This is a genomic window from Serratia sp. T13T92 (genome assembly GCF_047530105.1).
Lineage (GTDB): Bacteria > Pseudomonadota > Gammaproteobacteria > Enterobacterales > Enterobacteriaceae > Chania > Chania fonticola.
Window position 1 is genome coordinate 121,775 of the sequence record NZ_JBLJAK010000008.1, and the last position, 19,928, is coordinate 141,702.

Here is a 19,928-nt window from a genome sequence, read left to right on the forward strand (position 1 = left end):
TGAAATGTGCTGCCCTGCGGGCGAAAATTGCCTCGATAACAATTGCCTCGATCACAACAGCGCTGCGCCAAGCGTGCCGGAACATGTATAATCTGCACCATAAGAGAACCAGGAGCTAATAACGCCCATGAATGCTGAATCATCCCGTCACGCGCCAAACGTTGATCACCAGGAAATCGCCAAATTTGAAGCAGTCGCCTCGCGCTGGTGGGATCTGGAAGGTGAGTTCAAGCCGCTGCATCGGATCAATCCGCTGCGTCTGAATTATATCATGCAGCGCGCAGGAGGCATTTTTGACAAACAAGTGCTCGACGTTGGCTGCGGCGGCGGCATTCTGGCAGAGAGCATGGCACGTGAAGGTGCGTTGGTGACCGGGCTGGATATGGGGGCAGAACCGCTCCAGGTGGCGCGACTGCATGCGCTGGAAAGCGGTATGCAGGTGACCTACGTGCAAGAAACGGTAGAAAGCCATGCGCAAGCTCATCCACAAAAGTATGACATCGTCACCTGCATGGAGATGCTCGAGCACGTCCCGGATCCGGCTTCCGTCGTGCGGGCCTGTGCACATCTGGTCAAACCGGGCGGCCACGTGTTCTTCTCCACCATCAACCGCAATACCAAAGCCTGGCTGATGGCGGTCATCGGCGCTGAATACGTGCTCAAGATGGTGCCACAGGGCACCCATGATCATAAGAAGTTCATCCGCCCTTCTGAACTGATCGGTTGGGTCGACGGCACCGAGCTGCGTGAAAAACATATCATCGGCCTGCATTACAACCCGATCACCGACCATTTCAAGCTGGGTCGCAACGTTGATGTGAACTACATGGTACATACCCAGCACCAGGGTTGAAACTGCCATAACGTACCGGGGGCGATGTTTCCGCCGCCGGTGTAACTAAGCGTATAAGATAAATACCTATTTATCCGTTTTCGATCAAAAAAGCCGATCTAAACCATTTTTAAGAATATAAAAGCAGATCAATATGCGGTTTTTTTCTAACGTTTAATAAAGCGGCAAACGATCGGGGTTTTCACAAAATCAGCAAAATCTCATCGCGCTTATTGACAACCTTGCCACCCCAGATAGGGCGCGCACTAGGAACAATTGGTAACATTTCACCCCCAAGTTATCCACAAGATCGGCAGGTTTTGTTCACTTGCAAACCCACCGTTTTATCACTATCTTGTTACCTCACCGACATACACCCCCTATATATAGTGTTTACATACTGAGCAGAGCGACTACACTTTCTGCTTAGGGGAATCTCACGGACAGGTAAAAATGAACCAAAGCCTACTTGTAACTAAACGCGATGGCAGTAAAGAGCGCATCAACCTCGACAAAATCCACCGAGTCATCGACTGGGCCGCGGAAGGTTTAAACAACGTCTCGGTCTCTCAAGTAGAGTTACGTTCACATATTCAGTTTTATGACGGCATCAAAACCGCCGATATTCATGAAACCATCATCAAGGCTGCAGCCGATCTGATCTCCCGTGACGCACCGGACTATCAGTATCTGGCCGCTCGCCTCGCCATCTTCCATCTGCGTAAAAAAGCTTACGGTCAGTTTGAGCCGCCGAAGCTGCTCGACCACGTTGCACGCATGGTGGAAATGGGCAAATACGATAAACATCTGCTGGAAGACTACACCACTGAAGAGTTCGAGCAGATGGACTCCTTTATCGATCACTGGCGTGATATGAACTTCTCCTACGCTGCCGTGAAGCAGTTGGAAGGGAAATATCTGGTGCAGAACCGCGTCAGCGGCGAGATTTATGAGAGCGCCCAGTTCCTGTACATCCTGGTAGCCGCGTGCCTGTTCTCCAACTACCCGCGCGCCACCCGTCTGGACTACGTAAAACGTTTCTATGACGCTATCTCCACCTTCAAGATTTCACTGCCTACGCCGATCATGTCTGGCGTGCGCACCCCAACCCGCCAATTCAGCTCTTGCGTGCTGATCGAGTGTGGTGACAGCCTGGATTCCATCAACGCCACCTCCAGCGCCATTGTGAAATACGTTTCACAGCGTGCCGGTATCGGTATCAATGCTGGCCGTATCCGTGCCTTGGGTAGCCCAATTCGTGGCGGTGAAGCCTTCCATACCGGCTGTATCCCGTTCTACAAACACTTCCAGACCGCGGTGAAATCCTGCTCTCAGGGTGGCGTACGTGGTGGTGCAGCCACACTGTTCTACCCAATGTGGCATCTGGAAGTGGAAAGCCTGCTGGTGCTGAAAAACAACCGTGGGGTTGAAGGCAACCGCGTCCGTCACATGGACTACGGCGTGCAACTCAACCGCCTGATGTATCAGCGCCTGATCAAGAATGAAGACATCACCCTGTTCAGCCCGTCTGACGTCCCAGGGCTGTACGACGCATTCTTCGCCGATCAGGACGAGTTCGAGCGTCTCTACACCCTGTATGAGAAAGACAACAGCATTCGTCAGCAGCGAGTGAGAGCGGTAGAGCTGTTCTCACTGATGATGCAGGAACGTGCTTCTACTGGCCGTATCTACATCCAGAACGTCGACCACTGCAACACCCACAGCCCGTTCGATCCGCAGATCGCCCCGGTACGCCAGTCAAACCTGTGCCTGGAAATCGCTCTGCCGACCAAACCGTTGGATGACGTTAACGACGAAAACGGCGAAATCGCGCTGTGTACGCTGTCAGCATTCAACCTGGGCGCGATTGAGAGCCTGGACGATCTGGAAGAGCTGGCGACGCTGGCCGTGCGTGCGCTCGACGCCCTGCTGGATTATCAGGATTACCCGATCAAAGCCGCTCACCGTGGCGCGATGGGTCGCCGTACCTTGGGTATCGGTGTGATCAACTTTGCCTATTACCTGGCGAAGAACGGCGTACGCTATTCCGACGGCAGCGCCAACAACCTGACCCACAGAACCTTCGAAGCGATCCAGTACTACCTGCTGAAAGCCTCGAACCGTCTGGCTCAGGAGCAAGGGGCTTGCCCGTGGTTCAATGAAACCACCTATGCGCAAGGCATCTTGCCAATCGACACTTACAAGAAAGATTTAGACGCGATCTGTAGCGAACCCCTGCATTACGACTGGGAAAGCCTGCGTAAAGAGATCAAAAAGACCGGCTTGCGCAACTCAACGCTGTCTGCCTTGATGCCGTCGGAAACCTCGTCGCAGATCTCCAATGCCACCAACGGCATTGAGCCACCGCGCGGCCATATCAGTATCAAAGCGTCCAAAGACGGCATTCTTCGCCAGGTCGTTCCTGAGTATGAGCGTCTGAAAAATGACTACGAACTGCTGTGGGAATTACCCAATAACGACGGTTACCTGCAACTGGTTGGCCTGATGCAGAAATTTATCGATCAGTCGATCTCGGCGAACACCAACTATGACCCAACCCGTTTCCCGGGTGGCAAGGTGCCGATGAAGCAGTTGTTGAAAGATCTGCTCACCACCTACAAGTTCGGTGTCAAAACGCTGTATTATCAGAACACCCGCGACGGTGCAGATGATATCCAGGAAGACATGCAGCCTGCTCAGGGCGGCGATGACGACTGTGAAGGCGGCGCCTGCAAGATCTAACGTTTGACACAGCGGGCCGGAACTCTTCCGGCCCCTTTACTTTTCAGCTCGGCACTAATGGATCCAAGCTCATGGCTTACACTACTTTTTCTCAAAACAAAAACAACCAGTTGCTTGAGCCGATGTTCTTCGGCCAGTCGGTCAACGTGGCGCGTTTCGACCAGCAAAAACATGAAATCTTCGAAAAGCTGATCGAAAAGCAGCTCTCCTTCTTCTGGCGTCCGGAAGAGGTTGACGTCGCGCGCGATCGTATCGACTATCAAGCGCTGCCGGAACACGAGAAGCACATCTTCATCAGCAACCTGAAGTATCAGACCTTGCTGGATTCCATCCAGGGCCGTAGCCCTAACGTGGCGTTTCTGCCGCTGATCTCCATTCCGGAACTGGAAACCTGGATCGAAACCTGGTCATTCTCAGAGACCATTCACTCACGTTCCTACACCCATATCATTCGTAACATCGTTAACGATCCGTCGGTGGTGTTCGACGATATCGTCACCAACGAGGAGATCCTCAAGCGGGCAAAAGATATCTCCGGCTACTACGACGATCTGATCGAAATGACCAGCTACTATCATCTGCTGGGTGAAGGCACACATCAGGTCAATGGTAAAACGGTGACCGTTAACCTGCGCGCCATCAAAAAGCAGCTGTATCTGTGCCTGATGAGCGTCAACGCGCTGGAGGCCATTCGTTTCTACGTTAGCTTCGCCTGTTCGTTTGCTTTCGCCGAGCGTGAGCTGATGGAAGGCAATGCCAAAATCATCAAGCTGATCGCCCGCGACGAAGCCCTGCACCTGACCGGTACGCAACATATCCTGAACCTGATGCGCTCAGGCGCTGATGACCCAGAGATGGCTGAAATCGCCGTAGAATGCCAGCAACAGTGCTATGACCTGTTCGTCCTGGCGGCGCAACAAGAGAAAGAGTGGGCCGAATATCTGTTCCGCGACGGCTCCATGATTGGCCTGAACAAAGACATCCTGTGCCAGTACGTGGAATACATTACCAATATCCGCATGCAGGCCGTCGGCCTGGGTTCACCGTTCCCGACTCGCTCCAACCCAATCCCGTGGATCAACGCCTGGCTGGTGTCGGATAACGTGCAGGTGGCTCCGCAGGAAGTGGAAGTCAGCTCTTACCTGGTCGGCCAGATTGACTCTGAAGTCAACGCCGACGACCTGAGTGATTTCGAGCTGTAAGTGGCTGCACCAACCATCACGCTGCGTGCCACCGGTACGCAGCTCTCCTGCCCCGAAGGTGAGAAATGCCTGCTCGACGTGCTGGAACTGCATGAGGTGGAGGTGGAATACCAATGCCGCTCCGGCTATTGCGGTGCCTGCCGAGTGAAATTACTGAAGGGTGAGGTCGCTTACCACCAGCAGCCGTTGGCATTTATCAATCACGGCGAGATCCTGCCCTGCTGCTGCATGCCCGCCATGGATATCGAATTAGAAATTTAACCACGCAAAATAATCTTCAATCACTGGGATACCCTAAGAATTTCAAGTTGCAGCTAGGCGGCAAAGGTGTGAATCCCCAGGAGCTTACGTTTAGTAAGTGACTGGGGTGAGCACCTGCAGCCAACAACGCTGCAGCTTGAAAGGCGACGGGTATCAATACCAAAACTGTAATGTATACAGTTAGTAACGCGTAGAGCGCATGTTTTTTATACATGGCTTGCCTCCTTGCTGTGAAGGGGCTACCATAACGGTGTCGAAGCGTTATTGGTTGCCCCATTCTGAGTTAACGTCAGTTTGGGGCTTTCAACTTTCCGCCTTGCCACACAATGCCCAAGACGAAAACTCTCAAGCACCCGCAAAGCGTGTAACAACACAATCCCACAGCGAATACCCCTTATATTGTTATGAGCCATAAGGGATATATCACCGCTATCAACAAGTTACTCTGCGGTAATGTCGACCATTCTCAGCCTACCGCTTCTGCCGCGAACCTGGCTGCCATTCAGCCAACGACGCAGCAAATCCAGCACCAGGACACTACCGATGCTTAACGTAAACGCAAGCTATGGTGGGCTCATTGTCTGGCAGACAACCGCCAGACAATACCCCTATGGTTTACAGGTAGTGCAGGCTTAGAGTGGTGTTAGTGTTAAAGTTGACAACGTCTTTCAGCTCTTCCACAACTTTAACGTTAAGTGCCGCAGAGACCGTCATAATACCTGAGATATTAGTGGCTTCCTGTGGTGCGGTGTCTTTCCCCCAACCATGGAACACGGAGCCATCCTGATACATCAAATGCTCGGCGGTGCCAGAAACCGCGCTCCAGCTACTGCCGCCATTTTTGGAGGAGATAAGCTCGGCATCTTTGCTATCCAGGGTGGCACTTGCCAGCATCACGGTAAAATAGCCGATGTCTTCACCCTCAAGCGCCCCTAGGGATGCAAGTTGTCCAGGTTCAGCACGCAGCGCTTTGTCGGTATCACTGAGGTAGCTAACAACACCCATCGTGGGATTGCCAGAAACAGGGGTGTCCGCCTGTGCAGATAGCGCCACTTTGGCTGCCGATTTACATTGAATATTAAAACCAACAGGCTTATAGCCTAACTGATAGGCATTTTGATTTTTAGTTTGTTCTTGCAGCTCGTTTTTTTTCAAATTACCGAAGTCAACAGAACCATCAACAGAGATGGCACACGCGGAAGGAAATACTGCCCCCTTCACCGTAATTTGAGCCGTTTCCGCCGCCATCGCAGTCAAGGAACACGCCGAAGTAGCGATGGCAAGGGTCAGAGCTGTAATTTTAAACATATTCATTTAAGTACCATTTTTCAGATTAACTAACATTAACCATCCCTAGACTGGATACCTCTTCCATAACAAAAACAGGCGCAGCATGCAGCGCCCCTACGCCGTGAGCCTATTGGGGTTTGTCGGCAGCCTCAGGCGATATCGACTATTGCCGAGCTTCAAACCTCACTTGGCCGTCCATCTCCGTCAGATCGCGGATCCGGCCCTCATCTCCTGCTGCGGGAAAATCCAGGCGCAACTGCACTATCAGCAGATGAGTCTCCTTCCCGGCGGCCCCTGTTGCGAGCGTGGTAATCTGGCTGCTAGGAGACAACGGAACCGATGAACCCGACGATAGCTGCCTTTCCCCCTGCAGCGCAGAACTCAGCCTCAGCCCTGTGTCACTACCGTCATACTGCGCAGTCAGCAGCGTCAGTGTCATTCTGCCCGCAGTGCCAAAGCGAAAGTGTTGTCCCCCCTCATCCGGCGTGCCATCAATCAGCAACGTGATCGGCCCCGTCCCCACACACTCAGCGGCGACTGTCATCTCTTGCTGGGTAAACAACGTTCCTGCATTGGCAACATGGATCTGTTTGCCCAGTTGGATCTCGGGGCGTGATACCACCACCTGACAGTTCTGTGCCATAGCGTCTGTAGTAACAAGCCACAGCACAGTGATAAGCTTCAATCCCCGGATTAATGTGATCACTTTCTGTTTCACACGCCCACCCTGGTTCTACGGTTAACTGCATTGTGCGGTGACATTTTCATAGGCCTCCCCCTTCAGCGCCTTTTCCGGTACGGAATAATGCAGACTGCATTGCTGCTCCTGCCAACGCGCCATCAGCGGGCGTTTATCGTTCAGATCGGTAAGAAACACCGTGCCTGCATCTACCGCCGTGGTCACATAACTGCCGTCTTGCGCAATAATGGCGCTGCCTTTCGGCAACGGCGATCCATCCATCAGCTTCACCGTCAACAACCCGTTGCGCGTCTGCTGCAAAATAAAATGGGTATCGGTTACCGCTCCGTGCCCCGCCACAACTTGCCGCAAGCCATTGCTGACATCGGTATTTGCTGGCAATTGTTCCGTGTTCAACTCTATCCGGCCTGCTGCGTAAGCGGGTAGCCCAGGCACCACCGCCTTACCCCGCCAGTCAGTCCATACTTTTCCCCGTGGGGTGTTGATTTCTACCCCACTGACCGCAGGCTCCACCGTCACTACGCCAAAAGTGTCGTTAATCTTATGCGGTGAGAACACCACACCTTCCTGATGGACTACGATGCCGCCAGACAACGTGCCGGAGTAGTTGCGGGTATGATCGGTCGCAGCGTATCCATATAACCCGGCAGTGGTGTAGTGCAGGTTGCCGTTCAGGCTGCCTGACAGGCTGGTATCGCGTTGCTGTTTCATACTGTGCTCTGTCGCCAATGACCAGTTGCTGTTATCCGTCAGGACACCGCTCGTCTGCATGCCTACAGCCGCTGAATCTGGGGTATGTCGATAATGGCTACCGATCACCTGTCCACCCAGTGGAAAACTGAGGTTAACAAACAGGCTGTCGCGGTCGGTATTGCGGCACCGATAAGATGCATGGCAGCTTCGTACACTTCGGCTCTGGCGCTGCCAGTTCACTGAGGCGTTTACAAAACCAAAATTGCGGTTCCAGGTGGCCATCAGGCGCCGAGTATCACCGCCATTATCCCCCTGACGGGTCTGGCTGGCAGAGAGCGAAATATGGCCCAGTGTCGTTTGGTACCAATTCATCCGCAGACCTGCACTGGTGCGGCTGTAAGGGCTATCAGTGAGGGAAACCGAGTCCGTCAGTTCCCGATAGCCAGGAGAATAGAGGGTGATATCACCACCAAATCCGAGATTCAGTGGCGCTTGCCAGTTCACCGAAGCCGTACTCTTTGCCCCCTGTCGGTCATGGTTGCGATCCTGGCTCAGCGCGGCGGACAGGCCTAGAGAGACTTCTTGACGCGGACTGACGGTGAGCCCCACACCGCTGCCCAGATAACCAGAGGCGATAATTGACCCGCCCTCCAGCAATACCCGCTGGGAAAGCGCCCGCCCATCAGACAAGCTGGCCACCCAGGGCCGCTCATAGCTCTGGCTGACGCTGTCCGCACGTAGGCGTCCCAACGCCAAAGACCAGGTTTCCGGTGCCTTTGGTACCAAACTGCGAAATGATGCCGCAGTGATGGTGTAAGCCTCTTCCTGCCCGCCCGGGGTTATCACCCTGAGTTGCAGGTCACTGGTGGAATTCAGTACAGGGAGATCCGTCAGCGTAAAGGGACCGGCCGGCACCAGCGTGGAATAAATCAGGATCCCGCTTTGACGGACTTCCACCCTTGACTGGTCTGCCCGGGCAATACCGCGCACCTGTGCCCCTTCTCCCTGGCTGCTCAGCGCAGACTGTGGGATCAGTTGCATCCCATCGATGGACGCACCGGACAGAAGATTATTGGAAAAGTTGATTTGCCCGGCCTGCAACAATTGCTTTCTATCCACCAGGGTTTTCTGTGCGTATACATACGCATTGTCGAAGGTAAAGCCACCCGCGCTGCTCTGGCGCAGGTTATGCGCACCACGCACCATCCAGTCACCCGCGTTAAAACCACTTTCCAGATTCAGGTAGCTGTTGCTTGAATGGTTACCGTACGAGGAAAAATAGGAACGGTAAGCGGAATAGTTCAGCAAGCCAGCCGTGCCACCTTGCTGGAAATGCGCCAAGTCATTTGCCTTCTCCACCGCTTCCGGCGGCACCACAATATGCACTTCTTGAGTGGCGGGAAGTAGGGAGATCGTAGCGGTCGGCCAGACGTCGGTAAGTTGCGGGCAGGTATCTGCGTCCGCCCTCTCCTGCCGCAGTGGCGGATCCAATCGGATACCGGCAGACGCAAAAAAGGCTTCATCCGCACACATTTCACCACTGTGACCAAATGCCAGTCTCTGCATGCCTTGGCGGGCGCCATTTACCTTTAGCTCCACATCGGTAATACCAGGCGTAAAGCGCGCCCCTTGTGCAAAGTAGGCAGCAGTAGACGGATCGATACCCAACGCCTTCAGCCGACTTTCACTGAAGTTGGTCAATTTGGCCCCTTCTGCTGGTACGGATCCCCCCCAGCAAACCAGTAAAATGGCTGAGATCAGTAATGAATGGCGGGTTGTCTTCATGGTATGAGTAATTATTTGCCGCTCAGAGGGGCAGTCTTTACACCTACACCAAACCCGTAACGAGTAACGGGGGAGAACGCCACCTGCTGCTGGCTACTGAGACGGGTACTGGCAGGTGCGGTGACCACCAGGGTTTCGCCAGGTAGGATATAACTCTTGTTCAGGGACAGCACATTACCTGAGGGTTGTAGTTTGACCTGCGGGGTCAAGCGCACCACATGGCGACCCGTGTTGGTGACTTTCAGGCTGTTTGCGCTAACGGACCAGTCCAAATCGGTCCACATATCGCGTTTAGCACTCAACCCTTTTGGTACAATAATCACCGGCAGATCCTGACGCACGCTAACGGACACTTGGCTGTTATCCGTAGTCCGTTCAGTCACGCCTTCAAAATATACGCGCTTGATATGTTCGCTCTGCAACGGAGTATCGGTGTTCAACACAAAGCGTACGCGTTGGGACTGGCCTGGCTCCAAACGAGCTACTGGCTGGGTCACAATCAGGCGAGGAGTGGGATCGTCAGGTAACTCGACGATTCTGGTATACAACAGCACCGGAACTTTTTCCGTGTTTTTAACATTAATGCTGCCGCCCTTCTGTGCTTCGTCAATAATGACCGCCGAAGATTCAGGTAATACGCCAGAGGCGTGAGACTGAGTCGAAAAAATAGATACTGCAACCAGTAAAAAACTGCACAGCATCCAATCCGATTTTAAATCTTCACTCCTAGAATAAGACTTAGCAACCAGTAATAACGTATTGGAGATTATTCGCTTAACGGAAATAAAATAAGCGGAAAATTGACAACGCATCACAGACACACCTTACAGAAAACAGTATTGATAAAATAACAGCAGGTAAACATTGTCTGGCAGGCAACTGCCAGACAAGACACCGAGGGTTTATAGGTACTGTAGGCTTAGGGTTGTGCTGCTGTTAAAGTTGAGGACTTCTTTCATGTCATCGATAAAACGAGCATCAATGGCAGCAGAGATATTGATAACACCAGAGATATTGGTTGCTTCCTGTGGTGCATTGTCTTTCCCCCAACTATAAAATGCAGAGCCATCCTGATACATCACATGCTCATCTGCACCAGAGACAGCTTGCCAATCATGGCCATTATCTTGGGAAAATATCAGCTCGGAATTTTTGTCATCCAAATTTGCACTTACCAGCGCCGTGGTAAAATAGCCGATGTCATGCCCCTCAATCACTCCCAGATTGCCCAAGTGTTCGGTTTTGGTACGAGACGTTTTTTCAGTCTCATTAACGTAGCTCACAACACCTACCGTGCTCGGACCAGAAGGCGGAATATCAGCCTGTGTAGATAACGCCACTTTTGCTGCAGAGTTACATTGAATATCAAAATTAACGGGCTTATAGCCTAGCTGGTAAGCATTGAGGAATTTGCTTTTTTCTTTCAGTTCATTTTCGGTCAAATTGCCGAAGTCTGCCGAGCCAGCAACAGAGATGGAACATGCGGTAGGAACGATGGACCCTTTCACCATAATTTGGGCCGTTTCCGCTGCCATCACAGGAAGGGAAACGGCAGAAGTAGCCAGAATAAGGGGCAGCGTTGTAAGTTTAAACAATTTCATTTAAATACCATTCTTAAGATCAACTAACCTTGACCATCCCTATCCCGGATACTTCCTCCATGAAAAACCAACAAACAGACATCTAATTCCAATTCTTTGGATTTATTTGAAATAAAAAACTGCAAGAAAAATGAGGGGCAGAATGGTAAATCACCAACCCTGGCTTTTGGAAGACATAAATCCAAGTAAATTTCTGTCGTTTGATAGGCAATAACTATAAATAATAAAAAGTTAATAAAAAAACGTAAATAATTAACTTATAATTTTTAATTAATGTTTATAATCAACTAGTTACGCATGTGCGCACCAAAAAATTCGCGCGCAATAATAAAACAAAAAAGCAACAATGAATCAGGGATATATCAGCGCTATCAACCCGTTTCTCTCCGGTAATAGCGACTATTTCCAGCTAGCCGTTGCTCGGCGATAGGGGATACCAGTGAAGATTTGCAGAAATGGAAGGGGGTCGCACATGTTCGACCGTAGGGGACCGCACGCTTTACTGCATGAGGCCCCCAGGTTTTGAACCTTCTGAGGAATGTTTCTACTCGATAATTTCCACAATTTCCAGCCAGCCGTTTTTGCCGCAAACCTGGCCGCCATTCAACCAGCGGCGCAGCATATCCAGCGCCAGCATCGCGACCGACTCCTGGCGTAAGCGCAGGCCATGACGTGATGCACGATAGCCCACTGTCTGACCAATACCGCCTTTTGGCGTATGCAAGGCAACGCTGACACGATCCCCTGCCATGGCGCTAACGGCCAACGCTAACTGCGCGCCGGTGAGCTGAGCCAAAGACTGAGCACGCGCCAGCACAGTTGCCAGCGTCTCGGAGCAATGTGCGGGTAACAGTTCGCCACCGGCCAGCGGGGCCGCTTCGCTCTGCAACTGCAGGTTGATTAGCCCGGCGGTAAATTGCTCGCTCAGCGCCAACGTCAAGTTCTGCTGCTGTAAGCGTTGCGTTAGCTCTGCCGGTAACCCTGCCGTACCTTCAAAAATCGTATTGTCACCCGCAACCTGCCGCACTCGCTGCCAGGCTTGTTCCATAGCGGCACGCTGAGCCTGTGGGCCAGTCAACTTCAGTTCAATAATCGGGCTGGAAGAGCGATAGCCCAGTACGACACCCGGCGGCAAAGGCATGCCGTCCAGTTCAGCAGCCAAGTCGCTTTCCGAAGTCCCGAAGGTGGTAAGACGAAGACACAACGGCGGCTCAGGTAGAGTAAAGCCTTGGCGCAGGCGTGGCAGGATCTGCTCTTCTACCATCACTTTAAATTCGGAAGGCACACCCGGTGTAAAGAACATCCGGCACTTATTCAGCGTTAAGGCAAAGCCGCAGGCGGTACCTACACGGTTATCCAGCATTTCCGCATTAGCCGGGATCTGTGCCTGTTTACGGTTGGAAGCCGCCATCGGACGGCCGCGCTCCGCAAAGTAGGCTTCCATACGGGCGATCCATTCGGGATGTTCGACCAACTCGGTATCGCAAGCCTTTGCTGCCGCCAACGCGCTGAGATCGTCGCTGGTTGGCCCCAGACCGCCGTTGACGATCAGCACGTCGGCAATGTGGCTACGCTCCTGCAGGATTTCGATCAGAGAGGAGAGGCTATCCCCCACCGTTTCACGCCCACTCATCGGTAAGCCTTGCTGGAACAGGTAATCTGCCAGCCAGGCGGCGTTGGTATCAATAATTTGCCCATGTAGCACTTCATCACCAGTGCTGAGCATCTCCACTCTTAACATTGATCTCTCCCTTATGTTCAGATCCCTCCACTATAGAAGCCTGTTAACAACTTTTCACCAAATAGCTGCGGCTAATAGTGCTACAGGCAGGGGAGCAGTATGAACAGGGAGTTTCGTTAACTTATGATTTGGCCAACAATCCTCGCAGCAATAGCTCCAGCGCGGCAACACTTCGCGCCAGCCGCGTATTGCCGTCATCACCGTCCGCGATCCAGAACGCAGCCTCGGCCAAGCTACCGTAGATCAACGATGCTAGCGCCTGCGGATCGACCTTAGCGACGATACCTTGTTGGATAAGGTTGTCTATCAGCCGCCGCATCGACTCAACACAATGGCGTTGCGAGTCCGGCGAAGCTCCGCCCAGCACCGCCCTGGCGTCGCGAAGCACGATGCGCTGGAATTCCGGCTCCAGCGCCATATCCAGATAGGCGCGACAACGGCCGAGGAAACCTTCCCACGCATCTTCGGCAGTGTCGGAGATGAGTTGTAGGCGCGCATCCATCTCGGCGTCGATTTGTTCCACCACTGCCGTCAGCAACCCTTTCTTGTCACCAAAGTGGTGATAAAGCGCGCCACGGGTCAAGCCCGCCTGCGCGGTGAGTTCATCCATCGAGGTCTCGGCGTAGCCATGCTCTCTGAAGACGTTACGGGCAGTTGCCAACAATGTGGCACGGGTTTCTTCCATTTCTGCGCGGGTGCGGCGAGCCATTGATGTTCCCCTTTAGATACGTTACGTATGTTTATTTACATACACTCCGTATGAATATACACTCCTATTCATACGTGCCGTATGTATTATCACCGCGCTATGCCACTAAGGCAAGCGACGCCCCCTGGAGACTGAGATGGCTAACCCTTATAGAGAACTGTTCACCGCTCCCGGCACCAAGAGCTTAGCTCTGGCCGGACTGCTGGCACGGCTCCCGCTGTCGATGACTGGCATCGGCATCATCACCATGTTGTCACAGCTGCGTGGCAGCTTCGCTCTGGCCGGTGCCGTATCCGCCACCTTCGTGCTGGCCTACGCTCTGCTATCGCCACAGATATCTCGCTTGATGGATCGCCACGGACAGAGCCGAGTACTGCCAGCTGCGACGGCCATCAGCGTCATCGGGATACTGCTTCTACTCGCCAGTTCCTGGTGGCTGGCACCCGACTGGACTTTGTTCGCAGGTGCCTTACTGGCCGGTTTTATGCCCAGCATGTCGGCGGTAGCACGGGCACGCTGGACAGCTATCTACCAGGGCCAACCGCGCTTGCAGACGGCCTATTCGCTTGAGACAGTGCTCGATGAAGTCACCTTCATCACCGGGCCGCCGCTGTCAGTTGGCCTGTCCGTAGCGCTATTTCCACAAGCTGGCCCATTAGCGGCGGCGATACTTCTCCCCATAGGAGTGCTGGCCCTGATCGCACAGCGCAGCACCGAACCGTTGGTCAAAAAACATGACGCTACTTCGGGCCTGCCAGGATCTGTCATCAAACTGACGAGCGTGCAATTGCTGGCACTGCTGATGATGGCGATGGGTATCATCGTCGGCACTGTTGATATCGTCAGCGTGGCCTTCGCCGAGCAACTGGGGCAACCAGCGGCGGCCAGTCTGGTTCTATCTGCCTATGCCGTAGGATCATGCCTGTCAGGTCTGCTGTTTGGCGCACGCAAGTTAACTATCCCATTATCCCGCCTGCTGTTGCTGGGTGGGCTGGCGACAGCTGCGACAACGCTGCCCCTGCTACTGGCAGGCAACATTGCCACATTAGCCACTGTGGTGTTCGTAGCAGGCCTGTTTTTCGCACCAACGATGATCGTGGCAATGTCGCTTATCGAACGCCAGGTACCGAAGCGCCAATTGACGGAAGGCATGACCTGGCTGCTGGCCGCTCTAAATGTCGGAGTTGCGCTGGGAGCCGCCGTATCCGGCCAGGTAGTGAATGAAAGCGGTGCGCGTGCTGGATTTGTTATAGCCCTGTGCGCGGGCGCTTTGGTGCTGTTGGTCGCTCTTTGGGGGAGTCAGCGCCTGCGTGACTCATCCGTACCAAATGCCGCGTGATATGGGCACAACCTGTTTTCCCTACTCACAAGGAGCTTAACTATGGATAAATCTTCAAGTACTGCGCCTCAAACGTCTACCCGACACCAATGGTTGGCAGTCACCGCCATAGGTCTTGCCACCTTTTCGGTGGTCACGACGGAAATGCTGCCGGTCGGTCTGCTGACGCCGATTGCCGACTCTCTGGAGACTTCTACCGGCACGGCAGGCCAGATGATCTCGCTGCCCGCAGTGCTGGCGGCCTTGTTCGCGCCGCTGGTGGTGATTGCATCTGGTGGTATGGACCGGCGCAGGATCCTGTGCGGATTACTGGGCCTACTGGCTATCGCCAACATTGTATCGGCATTGGCACCTAACATGGCTTGGATGCTGGCTGCTCGTGTTCTCGTCGGCTTTTGTATGGGGGGAGTCTGGGCTATCGCGGGTGGCTTGGCTTCCCGGCTTGTTCCTGATAACTCCATCGGATTGGCAACCTCCATTATCTTTGGTGGGGTGGCGGCCGCTTCTGTATTTGGGGTTCCACTCGGAGCGCTGATCGGTGACTTTGTGGGGTGGCGCTGGGCTTTTGGCAGTATGGCGTTGCTTAGCGTGTCGGTGTTGGTTTTGCATCTTGCCGTCGTTCCTGCACTCCCCGTTGCCAGTTCGGCTACCCTACGCCAGTTCGGCAAACAACTCGGTAATCGGAAGCTGCAAGTCGGGTTATTTCTGACGTTACTGCTCGTAGCCAGCCACTTCATGGTCTTTACCTTCGTGCGCCCGTTACTGCTGTCAGTACCGAGATTCGATACGCAATGGATTAGCGCACTGCTTTTCGCCTACGGCTTTGCAGGCATTGTTGGCAACTTCTTGGCAGGTACCATCGCGGCGCGGCGCACGGTCCTGACTTTGATAGCGGTCTCGATGGGCCTACTGTTCACTCCAGTGCTATTCCTGACCATTGGTGACTCCTACATCAGCGGTGGAGTGGTACTGCTAGTTTGGGGGCTGGCCTATGGCGGTGTATCAGTCGGTCTAATGACATGGACAATGAAAGTCGCACCGCGAGCCGTAGAGATTGCTACCGCACTGTATGTGGGCGTATTCAATATCGGCATTGCATTGGGGGCATGGGCAGGTGGCCAAGTTGTGGATGAACTTGGCATGACCGCCAACCTCTGGCTGGCCGGAGGCATCGCCGCCATCGCCTTACTGTTGTCTTTCGGTATCAGTCTGGCGGAACACAGAAGCGAAGCGACAAAGCAGCGGGCTCGCTCGCTAATGAACTGACTGGACAGAGAGCCCCCTTCTGATACCGCCGCGGCCTCACTCACAACCGTAAATTTAAATGTACACCATACGTAACGCCGGTTTGACACAAAATCGGCAATCAACTATTCTGCCGCACTAAAAATAGGGTCCCGAAAACGCCCCTAAATCATCCAATAGCAGAGAAAAACGTGAAGAATCGCACGCTGGGCAGTGTTTTTATCGTGGCAGGCACCACCATTGGTGCAGGGATGCTGGCTATGCCCCTGGCGGCAGCGGGCGTAGGTTTTGGCGTAACGCTGGCACTGCTGGTCGGGCTGTGGTTATTAATGTGCTATACCGCGCTGTTGCTGGTCGAGGTTTATCAGCATGAGCAGGCGGACACCGGTCTGGGAACGCTGGCCAAACGTTATCTGGGCGGCGGCGGCCAGTGGCTTACCAGTTTCAGCATGATGTTCTTGATGTATGCGCTGACCGCAGCCTATATCAGTGGCGCTGGCGAACTGCTGGCTGTCAGCATCAGCCAGTGGACTTCTCAGGACTTCCCGACTTACCTCGGCGTACTGCTGTTCACCCTGGTCGCAGGGGGGATCGTCTGCATCGGCACCCATTCGGTGGATCTGTTCAACCGTATTCTGTTTACCGCCAAGTCGATTTTCCTGATCGTCATGCTTGGTCTGATGATGCCGCACATCCAGCAAACCAACCTGCTGACGCTCCCGCTGGAACAGGGGCTGGCGCTCTCGGCCATCCCGGTGATCTTCACTTCATTTGGTTTCCACGGCAGCGTACCCAGTATCGTCAACTATATGGGCGGCAACATCCGCAAACTGCGTTGGATCTTTATCATCGGCAGTGCTATCCCGTTAGTGGCTTATATCTTCTGGCAGTTGGCGACGCTGGGCAGCATCAGTTCCACCACCTTTGTCGGCATTCTGGCACAACAGGCCGGACTGAACGGTTTACTGCAAGCGGTGCGTGACGTGGTTGCGTCGCCTCATGTCGAGCTGGCGGTGCACCTGTTTGCCGATTTGGCGCTGGCAACCTCATTCCTGGGGGTTTCACTCGGGTTGTTCGACTTCTTGGCCGATCTGTTCAAACGCCAGGATAACGTGCGGGGCCGTTTGCAGACCGGGGCCATCACCTTCCTGCCGCCATTGGCATTCGCACTGTTCTATCCACGCGGTTTTGTGCTGGCACTTGGGTTCGCGGCAATTGCGCTGTCCGTACTCGCCCTGCTGCTACCTTCATTGCTGGTCTGGAAAACTCGGCGGCGGCATCAGGCCAGCTATCGAGTCTGGGGCGGAACGCCAGCGTTGGCGTTGGTGTTTGTCTGTGGGGTGGCGGTGATCGCCATTCAGCTCAGCATCGCCAGCGGCCTGTTACCAGCCATCGGCTAACAGAAAAAATGGGCGCAGCAAATGCAGCGCCCGTTTAATAGCAGATAGGATTAGAAGCCCACGCCCACACCTATATAAGGGCCATCGGCTATCGCGTTGTCGCGGTTGCCGTCTTTACCTTCGATGTTGATGTAACGATAACCGACATCCACATTGAACGGACGCACGTTTAAGCGCACCCCGCCATTAGCTTCGTTGTAGGCTTTTGCCCCGCTGGTCAAAGACTCCGGCGCAAAATAGCCTTCGCCATACAGGCTGAGATAGCGGTTGAGATCCCATTGCAGACCGCCTCCTAATGCCAATGCCCCACCATCTTTGCCATCTTTCGGGCTAAGATAAATGGCCTTGCCGCCCACGGTGGCCGTCAAAGGCCCAACCGGCAGGCCGAAGCTCAGCCCCAGGCTCCCGATGTCACCATCATGATCGCTACGGATCCAGTTGCCGCTGATCCCCAGGCCCGCCGTTGTGCCCCCCAAGCCGACGCCCAGGTTGGTGTAATGTTCCCCTGCCTCACCGCTCACGCTGATCGCATTGGCAGAGCCAGCCACAAACAGCAAACCTGCTGCGCACGCGACTAAAGTTTTGTTCATTATTGATCCTTTTCAATCTTCATCATCAAGGAGTGATGATGTCTGGCACCGGAAGAAATCCGCGGTAAGTGTAACTGAATTGTCATCAATTCCCGGCTAATTTAAAGCAATAAGCCATTAATTTTTCAATAAACTGTAAACAAATGCCAATCAGTTACCCCAAAATTACAACGATAAGCGCTGCCTATTTGCCGAGGACTGAGAATAAGTCTACAACTAGTAGTGCCATTGATGGAGGTCAGCAGAGCTGGCCTTTTCATTAGTTAATATGATGAAGATCTGCAGCACCCGAAACTGAGCTATCAACTTAACTGCAATACAGTAAGGAGCAATTGATGAGCAAGAAAGGATTAACTACCGCGGCTGGCGCGCCCGTTGTTGATAATAATAACGTGATCACCGCCGGTAAGCGCGGCCCGATGCTACTTCAAGACGTTTGGTTCCTGGAAAAACTGGCCCACTTTGACCGCGAAGTGATCCCAGAGCGTCGGATGCACGCCAAGGGGTCCGGAGCTTACGGCACCTTTACCGTCACCCACGATATAACCAAGTACACCCGCGCAAAAATCTTCTCTGAGATTGGTAAGCAAACCGAGATGTTCGTCCGCTTCTCTACCGTTGCCGGTGAGCGTGGGGCTGCCGACGCCGAACGTGATATCCGCGGCTTTGCCATGAAGTTCTATACCGAAGAAGGTAACTGGGATCTGGTAGGTAACGATACCCCGGTGTTCTACCTGCGCGATCCACTGAAATTCCCTGATCTGAACCACGTGGTAAAACGCGATCCACACACCAACCTGCGCAATCCGGTATATAAATGGGACTTCTTCTCCCATCTGCCTGAATCACTGCACCAGTTGACCATCGACTTCAGTGACCGTGGCCTGCCTAAATCCTACCGTCATATGCATGGCTTCGGCAGCCACACCTTCAGCTTTATCAATGCCAATAACGAGCGTTTCTGGGTCAAGTTCCACTTCCGCTGTGAGCAAGGCATCGAAAACCTGATGGACGATGAAGCAGAAGCCATCATCGCCAAAGATCGTGAAAGTTCGCAGCGCGATCTGTTCGATTCCATCAAGAACGGTGACTTCCCGCGCTGGAAACTGCAAATCCAGATCATGCCAGAGCATGAGGCGTCACAAACCCCGTATAACCCGTTTGACCTGACCAAAGTCTGGCCGCACGGCGACTACCCGCTGATCGATGTCGGCTTCTTCGAACTGAACCGCAACCCGGATAACTACTTCTCCGAAGTAGAACAGGTGGCCATGAACCCGGCTAACGTGGTGCCTGGCGTCAGCTTCTCCCCGGATAAAATGTTGCAGGGCCGTCTGTTCTCCTATGGTGATGCACACCGCTACCGCCTGGGCGTCAACCATCACCAAATCCCGGTCAACGGTGCCAAATGTCCGTTCCATAACTATCATCGTGATGGGGCTATGCGGGTGGATGGTAACAGCGGCAACGGCGCAACCTATGAGCCAAACAGCTTTGGGGTGTTCCAGGAGCAACCAGATTTCAGCGAACCGCCATTGAGCATCGAAGGTACCGCCGATCACTGGAATCATCGTGAAGACGACGATTACTACAGCCAACCGCGCGCGCTGTTCAATCTGCTGAGTGCCGAGGAGCACCAACGTATGTTCACCCGTATCGCCGGTGAGCTGTCGCAGGTGCCAGAACAGATCCAACGTCGTCAGGTTGAGTTGTTCACCAAAGTACATCCCGATTACGGTAACGGCGTAGCCAAGGCCTTGGGCCTGAAATAATTTTTTACACCAATAGCAAGGCCGCC

General features: G+C 53.6%; 16 protein-coding genes. 8 read left to right on the forward strand and 8 right to left on the reverse strand.

The features are described from left to right. Positions 1-127 precede the first annotated feature (127 nt). The 4 genes from ubiG (at position 128) to yfaE (ending at position 5,037) form a co-directional block, all read left to right on the forward strand. On the forward strand, positions 128-853 hold the full coding sequence (gene ubiG, locus ACMV5I_RS11240) for a bifunctional 2-polyprenyl-6-hydroxyphenol methylase/3-demethylubiquinol 3-O-methyltransferase UbiG (protein ID WP_202672318.1): 726 nt from the start codon (positions 128-130) through the stop codon (positions 851-853). A 432-nt stretch (positions 854-1,285) separates the two neighbouring features. After that, the gene (nrdA, locus tag ACMV5I_RS11245) at positions 1,286-3,574 is read left to right on the forward strand and encodes a class 1a ribonucleoside-diphosphate reductase subunit alpha (protein ID WP_202809755.1); all 2,289 of its coding nucleotides are present in this window, start codon (positions 1,286-1,288) and stop codon (positions 3,572-3,574) included. Between the two features lie 71 nt (positions 3,575-3,645). Next, positions 3,646-4,776 carry a class Ia ribonucleoside-diphosphate reductase subunit beta gene (nrdB, locus tag ACMV5I_RS11250; RefSeq protein WP_024485993.1) on the forward strand — a complete coding sequence of 377 codons (1,131 nt, stop codon included), beginning with the start codon at positions 3,646-3,648 and terminating at the stop codon, positions 4,774-4,776. Then, on the forward strand, positions 4,777-5,037 hold the full coding sequence (gene yfaE / locus ACMV5I_RS11255; protein WP_021805960.1) for a class I ribonucleotide reductase maintenance protein YfaE: 261 nt from the start codon (positions 4,777-4,779) through the stop codon (positions 5,035-5,037). It begins immediately after the preceding gene. A 615-nt stretch (positions 5,038-5,652) separates the two neighbouring features. Here yfaE and ACMV5I_RS11260 read toward each other — a convergent pair. From ACMV5I_RS11260 to ACMV5I_RS11290, 7 genes are all read right to left on the reverse strand, one after another. Further along, positions 5,653-6,351 (reverse strand): DUF1120 domain-containing protein, encoded by a 699-nt coding sequence (locus tag ACMV5I_RS11260; RefSeq protein ID WP_202672321.1) that lies wholly within the window; start codon positions 6,349-6,351, stop codon positions 5,653-5,655. Positions 6,352-6,490: 139 nt separating this feature from the next. Further along, positions 6,491-6,970, reverse strand: coding sequence for a hypothetical protein (locus ACMV5I_RS11265; RefSeq protein ID WP_414824375.1), 480 nt, complete (start codon positions 6,968-6,970; stop codon positions 6,491-6,493). A 96-nt stretch (positions 6,971-7,066) separates the two neighbouring features. Continuing rightward, positions 7,067-9,505, reverse strand: a complete 2,439-nt coding sequence (locus ACMV5I_RS11270; RefSeq protein WP_414824376.1) for a fimbrial biogenesis usher protein — start codon at positions 9,503-9,505, stop codon at positions 7,067-7,069. 11 nt (positions 9,506-9,516) lie between these two features. Then, positions 9,517-10,206, reverse strand: coding sequence for a fimbria/pilus chaperone family protein (locus ACMV5I_RS11275; RefSeq protein WP_414824377.1), 690 nt, complete (start codon positions 10,204-10,206; stop codon positions 9,517-9,519). A gap of 201 nt (positions 10,207-10,407) precedes the next feature. Beyond that, complete coding sequence (locus tag ACMV5I_RS11280) at positions 10,408-11,106, reverse strand: DUF1120 domain-containing protein (RefSeq protein ID WP_121607370.1); 699 nt, start codon at positions 11,104-11,106, stop codon at positions 10,408-10,410. A 544-nt stretch (positions 11,107-11,650) separates the two neighbouring features. After that, entirely contained in the window at positions 11,651-12,847 is a 1,197-nt protein-coding gene (locus ACMV5I_RS11285) for a nicotinamide mononucleotide deamidase-related protein YfaY (RefSeq protein ID WP_202672324.1), read from the reverse strand. Positions 12,848-12,968: 121 nt separating this feature from the next. Beyond that, positions 12,969-13,556, reverse strand: coding sequence for a TetR/AcrR family transcriptional regulator (locus tag ACMV5I_RS11290; protein WP_121607372.1), 588 nt, complete (start codon positions 13,554-13,556; stop codon positions 12,969-12,971). 136 nt (positions 13,557-13,692) lie between these two features. On the opposite strand from ACMV5I_RS11290, the gene ACMV5I_RS11295 reads away from it, so the two are divergent. From ACMV5I_RS11295 to tyrP, 3 genes are all read left to right on the forward strand, one after another. Continuing rightward, the gene (locus ACMV5I_RS11295; RefSeq protein WP_414824378.1) at positions 13,693-14,895 is read left to right on the forward strand and encodes an MFS transporter; all 1,203 of its coding nucleotides are present in this window, start codon (positions 13,693-13,695) and stop codon (positions 14,893-14,895) included. Between the two features lie 42 nt (positions 14,896-14,937). Continuing rightward, a complete protein-coding gene (locus ACMV5I_RS11300; RefSeq protein ID WP_414824379.1) occupies positions 14,938-16,161 on the forward strand; it encodes an MFS transporter in 1,224 nt (407 codons plus the stop codon). 170 nt (positions 16,162-16,331) lie between these two features. Next, positions 16,332-17,540: a tyrosine transporter TyrP gene (tyrP, locus tag ACMV5I_RS11305; protein ID WP_202672327.1), complete on the forward strand. Its 1,209-nt coding sequence runs from the start codon at positions 16,332-16,334 to the stop codon at positions 17,538-17,540. Between the two features lie 50 nt (positions 17,541-17,590). Here the strand turns inward: tyrP and ACMV5I_RS11310 are convergent, their stop codons facing one another. Further along, positions 17,591-18,130 carry a YfaZ family outer membrane protein gene (locus tag ACMV5I_RS11310; protein ID WP_024485848.1) on the reverse strand — a complete coding sequence of 180 codons (540 nt, stop codon included), beginning with the start codon at positions 18,128-18,130 and terminating at the stop codon, positions 17,591-17,593. A gap of 335 nt (positions 18,131-18,465) precedes the next feature. On the opposite strand from ACMV5I_RS11310, the gene katA reads away from it, so the two are divergent. Further along, a complete protein-coding gene (gene katA / locus ACMV5I_RS11315; RefSeq protein ID WP_414824380.1) occupies positions 18,466-19,902 on the forward strand; it encodes a catalase KatA in 1,437 nt (478 codons plus the stop codon). Positions 19,903-19,928: the final 26 nt, after the last annotated feature.

Coding starts and splice junctions, on each gene's coding strand:
- ubiG (WP_202672318.1), top strand. CDS start 128: ATGAATGCTGAATCATCCCGTCACGCGCCAAACGTTGATCACCAGGAA.
- nrdA (WP_202809755.1), top strand. CDS start 1,286: ATGAACCAAAGCCTACTTGTAACTAAACGCGATGGCAGTAAAGAGCGC.
- nrdB (WP_024485993.1), top strand. CDS start 3,646: ATGGCTTACACTACTTTTTCTCAAAACAAAAACAACCAGTTGCTTGAG.
- ACMV5I_RS11260 (WP_202672321.1), bottom strand. CDS start 6,351: ATGAATATGTTTAAAATTACAGCTCTGACCCTTGCCATCGCTACTTCG.
- ACMV5I_RS11265 (WP_414824375.1), bottom strand. CDS start 6,970: ATGGCACAGAACTGTCAGGTGGTGGTATCACGCCCCGAGATCCAACTG.
- ACMV5I_RS11270 (WP_414824376.1), bottom strand. CDS start 9,505: ATGAAGACAACCCGCCATTCATTACTGATCTCAGCCATTTTACTGGTT.
- ACMV5I_RS11275 (WP_414824377.1), bottom strand. CDS start 10,206: ATGCTGTGCAGTTTTTTACTGGTTGCAGTATCTATTTTTTCGACTCAG.
- ACMV5I_RS11280 (WP_121607370.1), bottom strand. CDS start 11,106: ATGAAATTGTTTAAACTTACAACGCTGCCCCTTATTCTGGCTACTTCT.
- ACMV5I_RS11285 (WP_202672324.1), bottom strand. CDS start 12,847: ATGTTAAGAGTGGAGATGCTCAGCACTGGTGATGAAGTGCTACATGGG.
- ACMV5I_RS11290 (WP_121607372.1), bottom strand. CDS start 13,556: ATGGCTCGCCGCACCCGCGCAGAAATGGAAGAAACCCGTGCCACATTG.
- ACMV5I_RS11295 (WP_414824378.1), top strand. CDS start 13,693: ATGGCTAACCCTTATAGAGAACTGTTCACCGCTCCCGGCACCAAGAGC.
- ACMV5I_RS11300 (WP_414824379.1), top strand. CDS start 14,938: ATGGATAAATCTTCAAGTACTGCGCCTCAAACGTCTACCCGACACCAA.
- ACMV5I_RS11310 (WP_024485848.1), bottom strand. CDS start 18,130: ATGAACAAAACTTTAGTCGCGTGCGCAGCAGGTTTGCTGTTTGTGGCT.
- katA (WP_414824380.1), top strand. CDS start 18,466: ATGAGCAAGAAAGGATTAACTACCGCGGCTGGCGCGCCCGTTGTTGAT.